Source organism: Psychrobacter sp. ER1 (assembly GCF_048631835.1).
Taxonomy (GTDB): Bacteria; Pseudomonadota; Gammaproteobacteria; order Pseudomonadales; family Moraxellaceae; genus Psychrobacter.
The window spans coordinates 1,997,130-2,015,186 of record NZ_CP184640.1; the positions used below are offsets into that span (position 1 = coordinate 1,997,130).

General features: G+C 35.8%; 15 protein-coding genes and 5 pseudogenes. All 20 read right to left on the reverse strand.

All coding sequences use genetic code 11. The features are described 5' to 3' along the window. Positions 1-56: 56 nt before the first annotated feature. The 20 genes and pseudogenes from ACOBWA_RS09240 to ACOBWA_RS09335 all read right to left on the reverse strand — a co-directional run bounded on the left by ACOBWA_RS09240 (position 57) and on the right by ACOBWA_RS09335 (position 18,022). The gene (locus tag ACOBWA_RS09240; RefSeq protein WP_420229165.1) at positions 57-1,496 is read right to left on the reverse strand and encodes a hybrid nucleoside-diphosphate sugar epimerase/sugar transferase; all 1,440 of its coding nucleotides are present in this window, start codon (positions 1,494-1,496) and stop codon (positions 57-59) included. 48 nt (positions 1,497-1,544) lie between these two features. Beyond that, the gene (locus tag ACOBWA_RS09245) at positions 1,545-2,372 is read right to left on the reverse strand and encodes a glycosyltransferase family 4 protein (RefSeq protein ID WP_420229166.1); all 828 of its coding nucleotides are present in this window, start codon (positions 2,370-2,372) and stop codon (positions 1,545-1,547) included. Between the two features lie 360 nt (positions 2,373-2,732). Then, a pseudogene (wecB, locus tag ACOBWA_RS09250) lies at positions 2,733-3,861 on the reverse strand (non-hydrolyzing UDP-N-acetylglucosamine 2-epimerase). 10 nt (positions 3,862-3,871) lie between these two features. Then, a pseudogene (wbjC, locus tag ACOBWA_RS09255) lies at positions 3,872-4,983 on the reverse strand (UDP-2-acetamido-2,6-beta-L-arabino-hexul-4-ose reductase). Positions 4,984-4,985: 2 nt separating this feature from the next. After that, positions 4,986-6,018: pseudogene (locus ACOBWA_RS09260) on the reverse strand (polysaccharide biosynthesis protein). A 52-nt stretch (positions 6,019-6,070) separates the two neighbouring features. Next, positions 6,071-6,610 (reverse strand): hypothetical protein, encoded by a 540-nt coding sequence (locus ACOBWA_RS09265; RefSeq protein ID WP_420229167.1) that lies wholly within the window; start codon positions 6,608-6,610, stop codon positions 6,071-6,073. A gap of 814 nt (positions 6,611-7,424) precedes the next feature. Next, entirely contained in the window at positions 7,425-8,201 is a 777-nt protein-coding gene (locus ACOBWA_RS09270; RefSeq protein WP_420229168.1) for a hypothetical protein, read from the reverse strand. 294 nt (positions 8,202-8,495) lie between these two features. Then, entirely contained in the window at positions 8,496-9,134 is a 639-nt protein-coding gene (locus ACOBWA_RS09275) for a hypothetical protein (protein WP_420229169.1), read from the reverse strand. A 667-nt stretch (positions 9,135-9,801) separates the two neighbouring features. Beyond that, positions 9,802-10,353 (reverse strand): annotated as a pseudogene (locus ACOBWA_RS09280) (transposase); the annotation flags it as partial. Positions 10,354-10,511: 158 nt separating this feature from the next. After that, positions 10,512-11,282, reverse strand: a complete 771-nt coding sequence (locus ACOBWA_RS09285) for an oxidoreductase (protein ID WP_420229170.1) — start codon at positions 11,280-11,282, stop codon at positions 10,512-10,514. Next, complete coding sequence (locus ACOBWA_RS09290; protein ID WP_420229171.1) at positions 11,275-11,970, reverse strand: cytidylyltransferase domain-containing protein; 696 nt, start codon at positions 11,968-11,970, stop codon at positions 11,275-11,277. Before ACOBWA_RS09290 ends, ACOBWA_RS09285 begins: the two co-directional genes overlap by 8 nt. Before the next feature lie 20 nt (positions 11,971-11,990). Beyond that, positions 11,991-12,563 (reverse strand): Gfo/Idh/MocA family protein, encoded by a 573-nt coding sequence (locus tag ACOBWA_RS09295; RefSeq protein ID WP_420230753.1) that lies wholly within the window; start codon positions 12,561-12,563, stop codon positions 11,991-11,993. Then, complete coding sequence (locus tag ACOBWA_RS09300) at positions 12,560-12,946, reverse strand: Gfo/Idh/MocA family protein (protein WP_420229172.1); 387 nt, start codon at positions 12,944-12,946, stop codon at positions 12,560-12,562. Before ACOBWA_RS09300 ends, ACOBWA_RS09295 begins: the two co-directional genes overlap by 4 nt. Before the next feature lie 6 nt (positions 12,947-12,952). Then, on the reverse strand, positions 12,953-13,756 hold the full coding sequence (locus tag ACOBWA_RS09305; protein WP_420229173.1) for a nucleotidyltransferase family protein: 804 nt from the start codon (positions 13,754-13,756) through the stop codon (positions 12,953-12,955). Between the two features lie 5 nt (positions 13,757-13,761). Beyond that, positions 13,762-14,010, reverse strand: coding sequence for a CBS domain-containing protein (locus ACOBWA_RS09310; protein ID WP_420229174.1), 249 nt, complete (start codon positions 14,008-14,010; stop codon positions 13,762-13,764). 2 nt (positions 14,011-14,012) lie between these two features. Further along, complete coding sequence (locus ACOBWA_RS09315) at positions 14,013-14,660, reverse strand: acetyltransferase (RefSeq protein WP_420229175.1); 648 nt, start codon at positions 14,658-14,660, stop codon at positions 14,013-14,015. Next, positions 14,653-14,841, reverse strand: coding sequence for an SAF domain-containing protein (locus ACOBWA_RS09320; RefSeq protein ID WP_420230754.1), 189 nt, complete (start codon positions 14,839-14,841; stop codon positions 14,653-14,655). The genes ACOBWA_RS09315 and ACOBWA_RS09320 overlap by 8 nt, the downstream gene beginning before the upstream one ends. Beyond that, positions 14,823-15,725: pseudogene (gene neuB / locus ACOBWA_RS09325) on the reverse strand (N-acetylneuraminate synthase). The gene ACOBWA_RS09320 and the pseudogene neuB overlap by 19 nt, the downstream one beginning before the upstream one ends. 109 nt (positions 15,726-15,834) lie before the next feature. Further along, positions 15,835-16,875: a UDP-N-acetylglucosamine 2-epimerase gene (neuC, locus tag ACOBWA_RS09330; RefSeq protein WP_420229176.1), complete on the reverse strand. Its 1,041-nt coding sequence runs from the start codon at positions 16,873-16,875 to the stop codon at positions 15,835-15,837. A gap of 1 nt (position 16,876) precedes the next feature. Beyond that, positions 16,877-18,022, reverse strand: coding sequence for a LegC family aminotransferase (locus ACOBWA_RS09335; RefSeq protein WP_420229177.1), 1,146 nt, complete (start codon positions 18,020-18,022; stop codon positions 16,877-16,879). Positions 18,023-18,057 lie beyond the last annotated feature (35 nt).

The following is an 18,057-nucleotide window of genomic DNA, read 5'->3' on the forward strand; positions in this document are numbered from 1 at the left end:
ACCTAAAGCGGTACTCAGTATATAAGAAAAATAGTTTTTGAGATTGATAGTATCAATCATTTCTTTGTCTTTTTAGCTAAGCGTTCGGGCGTAGACATGTCGATTCCACTTAATTGAGACAGACCTGTGATACCTGGTAATACGTCATAAACCCGCATCTCATCTCTAGCTTTGATAAGGTCTTTTTGATTAAAAAGGTTTGGTCTCGGACCTACCAAGCTCATCTCACCTTTTAATACATTGATGAGTTGTGGTAGCTCATCGAGCTTTGTTTTACGCAGCACTTTACCTAATTTCGTTACCGAAGTATTATCAACAAGGTGGCTGGCAACGGATTCTGTACTCACCTTCATAGTACGAAACTTAATCAGTTTAAATGGTTTTTGATCCTTACCCACTCGTTCTTGGATAAACAAAGGTGAACCTGTATCCAAGTAACCAATAGCCGTTGCACCAATTAACAATGGTGAGGCTACTACGAGACCGGTCGCTGAAAACATAATATCCAAAGGTCTTTGTAAAGTCATGGACTTAGGAGCAGTTAAGCTTAATTTATAAGATCTAGCAGTCTTTCGAATCGACTCACTAGTAGAGCTCTTAGGACGCCAACCTAACAAGGCTTTAGCTTTACTGATATCCACTTGTAATGAGCCGGATAGCCTTTGCGCCACACCTGACTTACCAATCGCACTTGCTGCCGTATTAATAAATCCAGCAGGTATATTTACCGCTCTATTTTTGACACCCAAACCTTGAGATATTTCTTCTAACAAACCAGCGGTAGATATATCATCATCGTCAGATATCAAAAACACTTCGTTTTTAGCATCCTTATGTTCAATACAGGTAACAATAAAATTAACCAAGTTGTCTACAGACACTAAGCTACGTAAGTTATTCTTAATTCCACCTATCGGTAAAGGAATACCTTTATAAGTCCATTTCATTAACGAGTGGAAGTTACCTTTTACATTTTTACCATATACTAAAGTAGGACGAATAATTACAACTTCTAATGGCGTAGTCTCTGCTAAATCAAGTAAGCCTTGCTCAGCTTCATATTTTGAGATGCCATAAGGATCGATAGGATTAGGCTTAGAATCTTCTGTATAAGGCTTACCGATCTTCGTGCCTTCACCATTAACTTTGATTGAGCTAATAAATATAAAACGCTTTACACCTGCATCAGCTGCTTGGCGAGCTAGATTTAAAGTTCCTTCCACATTTACTTTACGAAACTCAGTTAAAGGATCGGTAGACTTGTCATCCATTACATGCACGCGAGCAGCAGAATGAATGACCACGTCTATATCTTCAAAAACATCATTCAATGTCGGCTTATCTTCGAGATTGTTTGTGAGCCTATATTCACATTCAAGCTTCTCTGAAGGAATCTTACGAACACCAGCTACAACTTTATATTCAGTATTATTCAGTAAGTTGTTAACTAATGACTGACCTACGAAACCGTTAGCACCAGTTACTAATATATTCATTGATTAACCTTAATCGCATTTATATGGGATACACGTATTAATATAGACCTAAAATGAGCGAATAATATCTAAAATTTTATTCATCGCAAGCTCAGATGAGTATTTGTCTACTAAGACTTTCCGTGGAGATTTAAATTCTTTAATACGAATATCGGCTACTGCCTTGTCTAACATTTCAGCTATTGCTAAAACATCATCAGCTTCTACCACCCATCCTATATTATTTTCTTGTACCATTTGATATGTTTCAGAGCTTTTATCCATAATGGTAAATATGGGCTTGTCTGCTGCCATTGAATAGTAAGCTTTACTAGGTACACCTAAGCCAAGCATGCCATCTGCCAAAGTAACAATAGAGATATCACAAGCATTTAAGCCAAGCGATTTCTTGTCTTGAGATACTGGCCCGTAATACACGATATTTTGATTATCTGACTCGCCGATCAACGATTTCAATTCATCAACGTAAACACCATCTCCGATGAAAATAAATTGAGCTTCATCTATTCTTTTCATTAGTTTAATAGCTTGTATAAGCTTAGAGATACCCTGCACTCTTCCAATATTACCGAAAAACTGGAATACTACCTTCTGTCCACTCTGCCAATCTAGCTCCTTTAAAATAGAGTTATCACTTTTCGATTGTAAGGCAATATCACCCTCATCAATCCAGCTAGGGATAACTGTGATATTATCATGCTTGGTTTTTTCATAAACCAGACTTTCCATGTCTCTACCAATAACAATAATTCTATCAGCACTAGCATATACATCATCAAAAACACGTTTTATTAATTTGTATCCAAGATTTTCTTTTTTATTATCTTTGCAGGAATTAGGTTCTCTGGAAACACATCGTGGACTAAAAGCACCCATTTAAAACCTATTACTCTTTTTAAAAGGTGAATAATAATAAGTAGTAAAATAGGAGTTGTACCAGTAAATACTATGTCGTCTTTTTTAATATTTTGCCTACAGTTTTTGAAGAAATTAAATCCTATGAGTAACTCGTAAGAAGCTCTACTTACTAAGCTTTTCTTATCAAACTTAAACCCTTTCACATACAAAGCTTCAGGCTGATTAAGTACTTTCTCGTCCTTTTTGGTCAATAAGGTTAGATCTATATCTTTTGTTTACTAAGAAACTCATGTAGCTTACCAAATAGATAACCCGTTGTATTTTGAGAGGAATCGTAAAACTCTGTAATCAAGAATAATTTTTTAGACATAGTCATTCCTAATATTTTTTCCAAACAACGCGATTAACATAATCAGTATAACTCAAGATAATCCTGACTACTTTCTCACTGACATTTGGCATACTATAATCATCTACCAAGCATAATGAACGCTCTTCACCCCGTGCCTGCGACCCTAAAATATCTAGACCCTGTAAAATGCGCTTAGCAGCCAACCCTACCATCATTACTGCTGCCTCTTCCATACCTTCAGGACGTTCGTGTGCTGGCGTAGATTTAGCGCCGGAAAGTTTAAGATAGAAGATTCTTCGTTAATCGTACCGCTGTCTGATAAGGCGGCTTTAGCAGAAAGTTGAAGCTTATTATAATCACTAAATCCAAGTGGCTTTAATAGCTGAACAAGTGGATGAAACTTGATATCCAATTCTTCAATACGGTTACGAGTACGAGGATGCGTGGAAACAATTACTGGAAACTGATATTTCTCTGCCACTGCATTTAGCATATCGACCAAATCTAAAAAATTCTGATCAGAATTGATATTTTCTTCGCGATGGGCACTGACGATAAAGTATTGCTGCTCTTTAAGCCCTAACGTTTCTAAAATATCAGACGCTTCAATTTTGGCTTTATAGTGGTTTAACACCTCAAACATTGGGCTGCCAGTTTTAATCATTAGATCAGCAGGTATACCTTCGGCAAGCAAATAGTCACGAGCAATAGTACTATAGGTTAAATTAATATCTGCAGTATGATCTACAATACGGCGGTTAATCTCCTCTGGTACACGCATGTCAAAACAGCGATTACCTGCTTCCATATGAAAAGTTGGAATTTTACGACGTTTAGCAGGAATGACTGCCATACAGCTATTGGTATCGCCGAGCACTAGTAAAGCCTCTGGCTGAACTTCTTCCAAAACTTTATCGACGCCTATAATGACGTTACCGATAGTTTCAGCACCCGTTGCACCAGCAGCATTCAAAAAGTGATCAGGCTTACGAATTCCTAAATCAGTAAAAATATCTCATTGAGTTCATAGTCATAGTTTTGACCCGTATGAACAATGATGTGATCAAAATATTTGTCACATGCTTGCATGACTCGAGACAGTCTAATAATCTCTGGACGTGTCCCTACGACCGTCATTAGCTTTAACTTATTCATAATACAACTCTTACTCTGTTATTGGCATGGCATAAGTATCAGGTTTTTCACGGTCAAAAATCTCGTTTGCCCACAGCATAACGATCATTTCATCCTCACCTATATTAGTAATATCGTGAGTCCAACCCGGTACAGTCTCGACAATTCTTGCTTCATCGCCATTCGTGGTTAAATCATAATATTCGCCAGTAACGATATGCTTAAATTTAAATAACGCATTACCTTTAATGACTAGAAACTTTTCAGTCTTACTATGATGATAATGTCCACCACGAGTTATGCCTGGATGCGCAGTGAAATAGGAGAACTGACCCGCATCCGGTGTTTTAAGCATCTCTACAAAGACACCGCGTTCATCACCATGCTTCACTACCGTATAGTCAAACTGATTAGGCTGTAAGAAACTTAAATAAGTAGAATATAGAGCACGGGTTAAACCAGTACCTACTGGCAGCGTTATCATGGTTTCACGCGACTGTTTAAACTCTCTCAAAGTATCCGCTAGACCCCCAACCGTAATTTGATATTCTGGCTTAATGACAAAGTACTGCTCTGGTGAATAATGACCTTGAATCATCCGCCAAAATGTCTCTACCACATCATCTATATAAACTAAGCGAATAACCGCATCAGGATTATTAATTTGAATGGGTAAATCGTTAGCAACATTATGGCAAAAAGTCGCCACTGCTGAGTTATAGTTAGGGCGTGACCATTTACCAAATACATTAGCCAAACGACAGATATATACTGTATTACCTTGATTGTTATTTAAATCAATTAATACCTGCTCTCCGCCGAGTTTACTTTGACCATAAGCATTGTCTTGCTCTGCTTGAATAGATGAAGATAAAATGATCGGAGTCTTTTTATTATGCTCTATTAGCAAATCAGCAATTTTTTGCGTTAAGGTAATATTGCCCTCTACAAACTCTTGCTCATTTAATGGACGATTAACCCCGCTAAATGTATGATCCAATCTGCTTTGATAACCGCATCTTTTAACTCATCTTCACTAGAGTTACGGTTAAAACACAAGATATTAATATCATCTTGTTCGGATAAAAATTGAATAAGGTTTTTAGCAATAAAACCATTAGAGCCAGTTACTAAAATATTCACAATTACGCCTCCGGATCAATATGTCTGCCTTCAGTCAAAGCACGGACAAACTCAAGCTTAAGGAGCAGTTGCTTCATACCTTCCACATCTAATCGCTCTGTATTATGGGAGTTGTAATCCTCAATTTCGGTGATATGCAGATCACCTTCTTCGACATATTTGCCATAGTTAAGGTCACGCTGATCTGCTGGTACTCGATAATAATACCCCTGATCAATAGCCACTGCCATTTCTTCGCGACTTAAAAGGGCTTCATAAGCTTTTTCACCATGACGTGTACCCATAATAACAATAGGATGCTCATTAATATTCATAAGCTCTTTTAAAGCTTTAGCGAGCACCTCGATAGTGGCAGCAGGTGCTTTTTGTACAAAAATATCGCCATTCTCACCGTGCTCAAAAGCATATAATACTAAATCTACCGCATCCTCTAACGTCATCATAAAGCGCGTCATATTAGGATCAGTAATCGTTAAAGACTTACCCTTCAATATCTGATCGACAAATAGTGGAATTACTGAACCACGAGATGCCATTACGTTACCATAGCGCGTACCACAAATCACCGTATCTAAGCCTTCTAAATTACGTGATTTAGCCACCATCACTTTTTCCATCATCGCTTTGGAGATACCCATCGCATTGATAGGATAAACGGCTTTGTCCGTACTTAAGCAAACCACACGCTTTACTTTATTTTGAATGGCGGCTTCTAGTACGTTTTCTGTACCAAGCACATTGGTCTTTACCGCTTGCATCGGATGAAACTCACACGATGGTACTTGCTTTAGAGCAGCAGCGTGATAAATATAATCCACACCACGGGTGGCACTAAGCAAACTGTAGTAGTCTCTCACATCGCCAATATAAAATTTAAGCTTGAATTGGCGTAGGCGATACGCATATCTTCTTGCTTTTTTCATCACGGCTAAAGATACGAATTTCTGCTATATCCGTATCTAAAAAACGTTTTAGTACCGCGTTACCGAATGAGCCTGTACCGCCTGTAATTAGTAAAGTTTTATTTTTAAACATATTATTTATTTCGCTAATTATTATGAAAGTCAATAGATGTAGTATAATTATACTATAATTTCATAGCTTCTATAACCTCTAAAAGAACATTTGATTTTCGTTTATCTTTAATACTAATCACTGGAATCCCAATCTTTTGATACTCAAGACCTAAAGTAGATTCAAAATTCAAAGCAACCATTACTTCAGGAAAGTATAGCTTATCATAAATAACAGAAACCTTAGGTGATTTAATATTTTTATAAGCCTCCATAGAATATAAAGGATGTGGCTTTATAAATATCATATCTATATCTTCTATCTTTATTAAATACTGGAGGATCTCCATTTCATAAAAAACACTCTGAGGCTGCCCTATTATTAGTACAGATCTTTTATAAGAGGTTTTTGATAAGCAGAGCTTTGATTCAAGAAGATAAAACAATACATCTTGACTTAAGTCAAACAATGAAATAAAGATATTTTGGCTCAATAAATCAAAGGTATAAATACTTTTTAAATTCGTTAACTTATAAGGTAACGCTAAATTTTCTGGAAGCATTCCATGCTGCAATAAATTTAGATTACTAGTCGATAAAACTGAATCAAACATTACCGCCCATCGATCGTAATGGTTGGAAAAATAAATATTTTTTTGTTATCTAGATGTATTGAGTCAAGAGATTCATGTTTTACTAGCCAATCAAAAGAAACGTAGCATTGTAAAAGGTTTAGTTTAAACAGCATTGGTAAGTTAATAATTATGTAAAAAGCGCCAAAAAATAACATCTAACAATTCGAAGTGGACTTATATATTGTAATATATGAGCATCAGTATTTATAGAGTCGTCCTGAGTGAAGTTAATATAAAAACTGATACATGCTTTGCCTTCAAGTTTTTTTGAAATATTTCAATAGTTCGACTGTTTGCTACTAATACAACCGTACTTTCTGGAGGATTACCCTTTAGATTCTTAAGTTTCAACTTGATTATCAACATATAAGTTAATTGGTAACCGAAGATAACAGGAGATAACAAAAGAAAAATGACATTTAAAAAAAGTAAACAATAGTCTTAGTAGGTATTTTTGATAAGTGCTTAGCACTCTTCATAGGTCTAATTGGCACAAAATAAAAACCATTGATCTCTGAGCGTTGAAAAGCTTCTTTATCAATGGCTATTTCATTCGCAATTGCTTGAGTTAATTTTAAAAATATTTTAAACAAGTAAACAAGCTCCTAAAGTAATTATTGATGAGCTACCAAACATTATTAATATAGGCTTACAAATATTTATCTTGATTTCCTTTTCAATACTCATAGCCAACCTTCTAATTATTAATAAATAAATAATATAACTTATAGTCGTCGCTAGCGCAGCTCCTATAGCTCCTATAACATAAGAAAACCCAACAGTTAATATGATATTAATTAGTGCGACAAACAAAGTTGTCATTGAAATTTGTTTCGATCGTCTGTGATAAAACAAATAATTTACAAAAAAAGTAATAGAGGCCAAGTAAGAACAAACCATTAAATAATATATAGTACATAATAATGACACTGTAATCATAGTGCCTTAAAACATGAAAATATTTCCAATCAAGAATATAACTAGTTATAATTAGCACAAAGAAAGTTACAGCAATTAAAGTATATATCATTATAAATTTTTGATCGTAATTTTCAGAAACCCATTTCTTATAGTTCTTTATGACATATACAGGTAGCATTAAACCTATTGCTGTATTTAACAACCCCAATACAAGTGCTAAACTATAAGCTATGCTATATCTTCCCAATTCAGTACTATTGCTAACAACTTCTAGTATAAAACGATCTGAACTACTCATAAGCCATTGTGAAACTCCATGAGGAATCAAAGAGACACTAAAAAATATAGACAACCTTAAAACTTTCACAGGAATATTCATATTTTTGACTATAGATTTCTTTAAGAAAAAATAACAAAAATATACTAATGTAAAAAAGAATGCAGTTGAGATAGCTAAGGAATGAATAAATAGTAAATCAGCTAATGTATGACCGCTTATTTTTGCATAAATAATAGCAAAGAACACTAATGTTGTTTTTAAAGTATTAATTAAGAAAAATGCAATAGGTTTTTCAAAAACTCTTAAAGCTGTTGTAAACAGTAGAATAAGAGATTCAAAAACGCGATTATTATTGCAAACTTGAGCCAAAATATATTATATAAGTAGTAAGATACGACATAACTTATAACACTAATAAATATAGTTATAAACGCATAGTATAATATAAGTATATAAGTATAATCTAAGTTTTCGCTACCCTCTCGAAGAATAGCTGCTTGACCATTTAGACAAAGTACTGGAATTATCAGATTAATTGATACTAATGCAAGACTCCATATACCAAACTCACCTATACTTAGCATGTTACTAACTATAGGAAAGAATATTAATAAACTACCTCTACTAAGTGCCGTGCTTAAGGTATATAAAAAATTCCGCTTTTCATTTTCTCTTCTTCAAACTTTTAGGAATAAACAAATATATACAATAAGCCAATAAAATAGGTAACAATACTAGTATTATTCTAGTATTGAAAATACCTCCACGAATTATCTGTATGGAATAAAAAACAAAGAATATTAATAAAAATCTGGTAATGCTTTTCCTAGTTACTCTATTAGAAAGTAGCACATAGTAATAATTTAAAAACATTATCATTAATGGTATAATCAAGTAAGATAACCAGCCTACATTCATTAGAGCATTAGCGTATATACCAAATGTATAATTCGTTCCATTAAAAGCAACTGAAGGATATACTGCTCTTGTTTCTGCAGTAGATAAAGGTTTGTCTGGCGAAATTGCGCGAGGAATGAACATATAATACAGATCCTCCAACATGAACAGTTTAGGGTGGTGTGTACTTAGATAGTTAATTGAATCATCTAAAATAAATGCATTATTAAAATCCAATGTAGTAGCACTCCCATCTCTATATTCATCTATTCCACCTGCTCTCATAATTGCATTAGAAATAAATAGTACTGATACAAGAATAAAAGATATAAGTATCCACTTTATTTTTATTTCTACTTTATCTATAACAATAAATAAAAATATAAGAAACGTTAAAAAAATCATAAGTAGACTTCGTCCACCTGTCAATCCAACCAAGAATATGGAACTAACTAAAACAAGTATCTTAGTTTTATTACCACCTCCTTTATAAATATCATAGAACATCAAAAATATTATAATATTAAATATCGAGAATACCCAAGACGTACCTCTCTTACTTAAAGCATAAAATCTACCATAGTTATTAAATAGCTCATTATAGTTAATAGAACCGAAAACGCTAATTATCAAAAAATGATAAAAATAAACCATGATAAAAAAAACAGAAAAAACCAAATATTATTAATCGATTTGTAATGGTATCGATTAAAAAACACTTTATTTTTCATGGTAAAGCTAAAAAGCAAAAAGACCATAAAGCAACTATGTCGCAAAAAGATCATAAAAGAAATATAAGATCCGCTAATATAAGGGTAGTTATTATTAGCTATAGGAATATAATAAAATAAAATATCATAAACTACAAACAGCATTGCTGGTGATAAAATAAATACTATTAATGGTCTTATTCTCATAAACTGCCTAGAAAAAATATATAATTTTTTATGGATGATTTTTTGTTAACGATATGTCTAAGCTGTATGACTATTTATTCGCTTTTAAATGAGCTAGCTATATAGCATGATGATAATAATTAACATAAACCTTATTTGTAGACTTATATTTTTTAAAATAGATGAAAATGCTCTTTTGGAATATGATTATATTTACGCATATTTCGCTCGCGTTGGCTCCAAAAGCTCTCTATTCAATCAATATGGTTTCTGTCTTGTGCAGACTCTTTTGAATGATTAATAGGGCAATGGGTGAACGCACTGACATCAAGTGTTCTGTAAATTCCAAAGGGAATCAGTAAAGTCTGATACTATCAGACTTTACTTCCTCTCTTATAGTAAGGGTTAAGTTATCAGATCTTGCATTGAGGATGATACAAATATAGACACTGCCACTGCGCAGTCCAAAAATAGAGACCTTGTTACCAGCACCACGTTTGCATTTAAGTCTGCCACCAAAATAGCTTTCATCAACTTCTATTTCGCCTTCTAAAAGACGAAGCTTCTAACTATTCTCATAAAACCGTAGTCTTAGCCTGCTAAAGCAATAGCTGACTGTTGTTTTATTAATACCTATTAAGCTTGCTACTGTTCTCGCGGTAGAACCGGCAACAAGTAGTTCGATAAGCTTAGTTTTTTTTGTGCCAACTTAATCTACGCTTTCTCATGAGGCTATCCTAGATAAGTAAAATAATCTAGGATAGCCCCAAAATAATATTAAGATATTATTCTATTTAAGAATAGGTAAGCTATGAGAATAGAAATTCAGAGTACAATTAAATAGTAAACTCCAATATTTAATACTCATACATTATAAGGATATCGATTATAAAGAAAATCCATCATCAACAATTAAGTTTTGACCAACAATATATGCAGACTGATCAGAAAGCAAGAACAAAATTGATCCTATAATGTCTTTAGCATTTAGCATACCAGTGCCCAAAGTCTTTTGTTTGTAAGCTTCTAGAAAAGCCTCTGGTTGAGAATCAAAAATACCACCTGGACTTACAGCATTAATTCGAAAATCGCTATTATTTATGTACTTACTAATGTACTTATTAATATGTAATAACCCTGATTTTATTGCAGAGTATTCAACAGGCATAGTCATGGATGTGTTCTCATATATGGAAAAGTCTGGTGCTACGAAGCCATAAACTGAAGATATATTAACAAGAGAGAAAGGCGTCTTTTTACTTTCAAAGTAAGCTGCACATTGTTGGGAAAATAGAAAGGCACTACCTAAGTGTAATGCTAAGTTCTCATTAAAACTAGCAAGCGTTACATTAAAGAAGTGATTCCCATAAGTACTATTTCTTGGATAGGTAGCGTTTACTGCACCATCCACATGTCCGATGCCCAAAAATAAATCTTTTACACTATCTTCATCGGTAATATCCGTCTCTATAAACTTTAAGCTGGGACTATCTATATTGATATTTAAAGAAGACAAAAGCTTCTGCACTCTTTCAAAATTAATATCTGCTGCTATTATATTAGCCCCTTGCTCTAAAGCATTCTTAACTATTTGACTTCCTAGAAGCCCACCTGCTCCAGCAACTAATATAGTTTTATTAATTAATAAGTTATTCATTATTTCTGCTCAGTATAATACTTTCAGCTAATTGAAAATCATAAATATCATCAATATCTACGGCTCTGTTTTTAGGCACCTCAATACTTACTACTCTACCTGAAAACAATCCAAGATTTGTATTAATAAACTCTGGAGTGGATACATATACAACAGTAGTAATATCAAATACCTTTGGAGCATCCTGACGTCGAGTAACATTATTTTCAGGAGATATAACTAATTTAACACTATCTTCAGAACTGCGTGTAACCATATTAAAATAAGGGCTTCTATTTGCTGGCGTAATGGCAATGCATAAATCAGCATTAGTACCTTCTAATTTATTAATGGCACTTTCTATATCATCAATGCTGCGTAAGGGGCTTGTAGCCGGCAAACTGATAAATCTATCAAACGGCCCATAGTTTTCGGTTACCCATTGTATAGCATGTCGCCAAGCTAGCCATTCTGGTGAATCATCAGCTGCTAGCTCTTGCGGTCTATTAATTACAGTAGCGCCATATTCTTGGGCGACTGCTGCTATATTAGCATCATCAGTAGAGACGAATACTTTACTAATAGAACGAGCTGATAAAGCAGACTCAATGGAGTAACAAATTAACGGCTTATTAGCGAGTTTTTTTATGTTTTTGCCCGGAAGACCTTTAGAGCCTCCACGAGCAAATATAAAAGCATAATTCATCATGGGTTAATTCCGACCCTTATTTAAATCTTTACTTTAGATATAAATGAAATAGTATTCGCTGCTTCAAGCGGTGTTATGCATTGATTTGGTTTGCCTAGTATCAAGTTTTCAAAATCTAGAATCATATTTAAATACATCTTGTTTTTATCCCAATCAGGGTCACTGAATATAATCTCGCTTCGATCGCTGCTGTTCAAAACAATATTATTCTTTATTAAATCCCACTCTAATGAACCATTACTTCCAATAAAGCGACATTTTCTATAAGGTCTTCGTTGTAGAAAATCAAGATGTATGGAGATGACGGCACCTTTTGAATTTACAGATAAAATATCAGCTGAATCCTCAACCTCTAGCTCCAAAGCTTTTGAGGATCTCAATACAGAAAATTTTGGAGTCAAATTACCTATTAACCATTGGGTATAGTCAATTTCGTGGCTCAGCTCAAGCAAAGCTCCTCCACCTAAGTTAGAAGAGGCAGAAACACTATTCTTATAGTTTTTATTAGTTCTCCAGTCTGGTAGATATTGACCTACCTCGACAAATACATTATATATCTCACCAATTAAACCTGAATCAAGTTTACTTTTTATTTTTGGCTACTATTTAGATATCGTAGACAATACCCTATAGCAACAGGCGTTTGATGAGACTTTAACGCCTTGATTATTTCATTTGCATCCACTAACGATGCCGTAATAGGTTTCTCAATAAGTACAGGTATACCTGCATTTATTAATCGAATAGAGTGTTCTTTATGTAGGGTAGAAGGAGAAGCGACAATAACCATATCAGGATTATGACTAATCACTTCCTCAATATTCCTAGCTATAATATCCGCATCCGGAGGTAATTTATCAGGTGTCCTTCCACTGGAGGACATAGCAAAGATAGTGGAGCGTGGGTAGAGCATCTTTAAGTTTTTGCGATGCCTATTAGAGATGCTTCCTAAACCTATTACAGCCAACTTATTCATAGAGTTTTATCTTTCTTTGAAATGGGTTTTTATATCCTGTTGAGCTTTTTGATAATCAGCCATTTGTCCGATATCTAACCAGTATTCATGAGTAGAATATATACCTACTTTTTTATTTAATTGCATTCTTTGGTCTAACAAAGTAGGCAAGTCAATTTGTATATTGGATTGAACAGAGGCAGCGCACTCAGGGCTGAGAACATAAATGCCTGTGTTGATATTATAGCGATAAGTAGGTTTTTCTACCATATTAGTAATAAGGCCAACCTCACTTTCAACCACACCATAAGAAATCTTGTACTCTAATTGTCGAACGCACATTGTAGCATCTAACTTATTAGATTCATGATGATCCAACAATTCTGTAAAATTAATCTTAGTTAAGACATCACCATTCATCATAATCAATGGTAATTGAGGTAAGCTTTTTGGTAACAATCCTAAGGCACCACCAGTTCCCAAAGGTGCATCTTCATGGATATAAGTTATACTGATGTCCCATTGACTACCATCACCAAAGTACTCTTGAATGACTTCAGGCATATAGTGAGTCGAGATATAAAAGTCATGGAAACCCAGTACTCGAAACTGATTAATTAAGTGCTCAAGCATTGGTTTCTCACCGACACGTAACATTGGTTTTGGACAGTTGTCAGTAAGGGGACGAAGGCGAGTACCAAAACCACCAGCCATAATAAAGACGGGGTTATCCCGCTTCACAGGCTGCAATACTTGGTGTAGAGTTTCTAAGCCAACCAAATGGTTTTTATCATCAACAATCGGCAGTGCAAGAAGATCATACTGATCCATAATCTCTATGCGCTGTTGACGAGTATGAGACGGGTAACAGTTCTTGGACTCTGATTCATTACCGCACTGACAGAGTCTTGCATATCACTATTCTTTAGTAGCCCCCGACGGATATCACCATCAGTCACTGTACCTACTAACTTATCATTCTCATCACAAACTATAGCGATACGAAGCGCCGTTTCATCGAGAGTACGCATAGCATCACGGATGTTCGATGCAGGTGTTAGCACCACGTCTTGCCAATCTGTCATTTTTACGACTCCTCTCGAATAACTCGGTTGCGCGCTGGAACAATTACTTGCCCAGCCTTAACATCTCTTATTATTGTGCATCCGGCACCAATAACTGCTCTTTTACCAATGCTGATGCTTTGGATAACGTTAGCTCCTGTACCTATATGCACTTGATCACCCGTAATGACGCCGCCACTTAAAGTGGCATTCGGTGCGATATGGTTGTGTGCACCAATTACGCAGTCATGCTCAACAACTGAACCACTATTAACTATGCAATTTTTACTTATGCTAGCATTGGTCTGAATGATGGCACCATGCATGACTTGTACGCCATCTTCCAGTCTAACCCCTCCTGCAATAATAGCAGATGGAGCTATGACGGACTGAAATTTATAGCCATAATTAGAAAAGTAGTCAAACAGGTTAGTTCTTAATGTATTGCCAGGCAAAGCACCGAGGCCGTTCACTAAATCAACTTCTTCAGGTGAGTAGGTATCTAGGAGGCTTGCATCAGTCATTAAACGTTTTATACCTTTTAATGGAATATTATCCTTTATTTCATCAGGAGATACAGTCGCCACTATTGTTCTACCTTGATTTAATAAAATATCAGCAATCACAGAAGCATGACCTCCCGAACCAATCACTACTAAAGGTTTAGACATAAATCAAATCTCCCTCTAAATAGTCTCGATTAGCTGTTTTACCTAATAGGGACCAATAAAGACTCGGGGACATCCCATTACCTGGACGTTTAATAGTGAGGTTTTTTTCTGTATAAGTATCACCTGCCTTTATATGCTGAGCAGCGACTAAACTTTTTCTAGCTATAGATTTATTTTTAATTTCTGAGGCCTGAGGGCCTTTATACCATTGCCTAAGGCCATTTCAACATCACGAACCCCTTGTACCATATCTTTTAACTCATCTGGTTCTAATGATGCCTTGTGATCTGGACCAGGCATTGATTTATCTAAAGTAAAGTGCTTCTCAATCAACTGTGCACCCAAAGCGGTAGCTGCAATAGGGATGGTAATACCCGCACTATGATCTGAGTAGCCCGTTGTTAAATGAAAGGTGTTTCTTAACGTAGACATAGCATTTAGATTGATTTCATTAACAGGTGCTGGGTATTCAGTTGTGCAGTGTAAAAATTATGACTTTTGTTTGAGAGCTTTCTGTCCTACGTCGCTATTATAGGCTTCTTCAAAAGCCTGTTGGCTAGGAGTTTGACTATCGTCAGCCACTAATCCAAAAGCAATGACTGCTAAAGCGGCTTCAATTTCCGCTAAATTTGCCATACCTGTAGAAACAATTAAGTCGCATCCAGTACAAGCGTGCTCCAACACGAAAGGTGCATTTGTCAACTCACCAGAAGGAATCTTTAGGGTTTTTAGACTAAGATCATTAACTAAGAAGTCTAGACTCTCTTTATCAAAGGCCGTTGATAAAAACTCAATACCTAGATTCTTACAGTGTGCTACTAGAGATTTATGAGTGTCATAGTCAAGCTCTAAACGGCTTAGCATATCAAACTGTGACTCAGTAACACCAGTGTTTTGAATTTGATAATCTGCCTGCTGAGCACTTTTAGTGACTAAGTTTTTTGCTTTGAAAGTTTGAAATTTAACAATATCTACCCCTGCAGCATGAGCTGCATCGACGAGTTGAAAAGCTAAATCCTTGCTACCATTATGGTTAACGCCAGCTTCTGCAATAATTTTAACCATAATCTATAACTCCTTTTGTAGGTCATAAAGATTTTTATAGCAGATAAGTCTGCTTTAAGGACTTCCCTTAGTATGGCTTCACTGGCTTGCCCTTTTCCATAAGGATTAGTTACATTAGAAAAATCATTTTTAGGCTTGAATTTAACGCTTTAAAAATAGCTGTAGTCGTTGGAGGGCATGATATTACACTTTTAGCTGCCATGCGACCTCGTTGACGCTCACCAATATTGATAGTGGGTACTTTAAAGGAGGGTACTTCTATGATACCACTAGAAGAGTTTCCCACTACTGCTTGGGCGTGCTTTACAGCACTCAAATAACGCTTTTGTCCCAAAGATGGAATCGCTAAGACTCTTTCTGGACTTTTTGCAGCATATTCTTCAAGTAAAGGAATTATTTCTCGACCCCCATCATCGGCATTCGGATAAGTTAATATAATTTGATGCCTTGGAAACTGTTCCAGTGCCTGTAGTAGATTTAAAAACGACTCTTTTGCTGGTTCAAAAGCAGCGGTTACTGGATGATAAGTGACTAAAAAGTAAGGTTTGTCTAAGTTAAAGTTTAGAGAGGTAGATAAATTATTAATGGACATGAGCTCAGTTCGTTGTAAATGATCAAGCCCTACAGCGCCAACATTAAATACACGATTGGGGTGTTCACCTAGTTGAATAACTCGATTTCGATGAGCGTCTGTAGATGTAAAATGAAGCAAGCTAAGCTTAGTAATGGCATGACGAATAGCATCATCATAAGCACCTTCAGTAATCTCACCACCATGAATGTGAGCAATAGGAATACGTAAAATCATGGCAGCTTGAGCGGCAGCTAGAGCTTCAAACCGATCTCCTAAGATAATCAGTAAGTCAGGTTTCATACGATTTAACGCATCCGCGAAACCTATAACTCCTAAGCCCATACTCTTTACAGTACCAACCGCAGAATCTGAAGAAAGTAGCATCTCTATCTTTTCAGTAATCTTAAATCCGTCAGACTGTATTTGCTTATAAGTCATCCCGAACTCAGGTGACAAATGCATCGCTGATACGAGTAACTGTAATTCTAAAGACCGATGAGCCTGAATATCTTTTAACAACCAATATAAAAGCCCGTATTCTGCACGAGTGCCTGTAAATACAGCAATTTTTTTCATATTAAATACCAATAGGCGAGCTAGGTAAGTTAACGAGTCGAGCCTCTGCCCATTCAGAGTTGCTTAAGTCGCCTTTTAATTCATTAGCGAACATAGGTAAGCCGTGCATTAATTGCCAGACGGGGCGAGTCATAAGACCTTGCTTATTAGTTACTTCTAATAAAGTATCGCGAGCATTCACATCAGGACAAACGACAGCATTTAGCCAATAGTTAGACTGAGCGTATTCAGGCTCTACTACAAAACGGTAATCTGTACTTTTAAAGAACTCCATATACCGCTCTGCTATCAGACGTTTACTGGCAAGTTTTGCCTCTAATTGCTCAATTTGTGCACAGCCTAAAGCCGCATTCAAATTTGGCATACGATAGTTAAACCCTGCCTCATCATGATAAAACTCATATGGGTGAGGAACTTTTGCTGTCGTTGTAAGATGCTTCGCTCTAATGCCATCTTCTTGGCTCTGGCATAGAACCATACCGCCGCCACCTGTGGTAATAACCTTATTGCCATTAAAGCTTAAAGCGCCAAAGCGTCCTAGAGTACCTGTATGTTTGCCTTTGTAATACGAACCTAAGCTCTCAGCTGCATCTTCTATTAAAGTGAGGTTCCATTTTTGACATACCGTTAATAGCTCATCAATTTGAGCAGGATGACCAAAGGTATGCATTGGCATAACGGCTTTGATAGGCGCTTTAGTCTCTTTGTGACGGCACTGACCTTCCTCGTCTATAACAGCATTTTCAGATAGCCATTGCTCTGTAGCTACAGGGCACAGACCAAATGCTTTACGTTCTATATCGATAAAAATGGGTTTAGCACCCATATGATATAAGGCATTGCAGGTGGCCACAAAAGTCAATGCTTGCGTAATCACTAGGTCGCCCGCTCTTACATCTGCTAAATATAATGCTGAGTGAAGTGCAGCAGTACCATTGACAGTTGCTATAGCTTTTGCCGACCCAGTTACTTGTTGGACTTTTTGTTCAAACTCATCCACAAATTTTCCGACACTTGAGACGAAAGTGCTGGTTATGGTTTCTGTGACATACTTCTGCTCGTTACCCGAAAAGCTAGGCGCGTGTAAGGGTATAAATTCATCAGTTGAGTAGATCTCTCTAACCAACTTTATAAGTTCGGTTTGCATAATATTCTCACATTTTGCCATCAAGATATTTTCCA

What these genes read in the sequence shown, in the direction of transcription:
- ACOBWA_RS09245 (WP_420229166.1), bottom strand. Translation starts at nt 2,372, where the DNA reads ATGGGTGCTTTTAGTCCACGATGTGTTTCCAGAGAACCTAATTCCTGC.
- ACOBWA_RS09315 (WP_420229175.1), bottom strand. Translation starts at nt 14,660, where the DNA reads ATGTCTAAACCTTTAGTAGTGATTGGTTCGGGAGGTCATGCTTCTGTG.
- ACOBWA_RS09240 (WP_420229165.1), bottom strand. Translation starts at nt 1,496, where the DNA reads ATGAATATATTAGTAACTGGTGCTAACGGTTTCGTAGGTCAGTCATTA.
- ACOBWA_RS09290 (WP_420229171.1), bottom strand. Translation starts at nt 11,970, where the DNA reads ATGATGAATTATGCTTTTATATTTGCTCGTGGAGGCTCTAAAGGTCTT.
- ACOBWA_RS09285 (WP_420229170.1), bottom strand. Translation starts at nt 11,282, where the DNA reads ATGAATAACTTATTAATTAATAAAACTATATTAGTTGCTGGAGCAGGT.
- ACOBWA_RS09275 (WP_420229169.1), bottom strand. Translation starts at nt 9,134, where the DNA reads ATGATTTTTTTAACGTTTCTTATATTTTTATTTATTGTTATAGATAAA.
- ACOBWA_RS09300 (WP_420229172.1), bottom strand. Translation starts at nt 12,946, where the DNA reads ATGAATAAGTTGGCTGTAATAGGTTTAGGAAGCATCTCTAATAGGCAT.
- neuC (WP_420229176.1), bottom strand. Translation starts at nt 16,875, where the DNA reads ATGAAAAAAATTGCTGTATTTACAGGCACTCGTGCAGAATACGGGCTT.
- ACOBWA_RS09310 (WP_420229174.1), bottom strand. Translation starts at nt 14,010, where the DNA reads ATGACAGATTGGCAAGACGTGGTGCTAACACCTGCATCGAACATCCGT.
- ACOBWA_RS09335 (WP_420229177.1), bottom strand. Translation starts at nt 18,022, where the DNA reads ATGCAAACCGAACTTATAAAGTTGGTTAGAGAGATCTACTCAACTGAT.
- ACOBWA_RS09265 (WP_420229167.1), bottom strand. Translation starts at nt 6,610, where the DNA reads ATGTTTGATTCAGTTTTATCGACTAGTAATCTAAATTTATTGCAGCAT.
- ACOBWA_RS09305 (WP_420229173.1), bottom strand. Translation starts at nt 13,756, where the DNA reads ATGGATCAGTATGATCTTCTTGCACTGCCGATTGTTGATGATAAAAAC.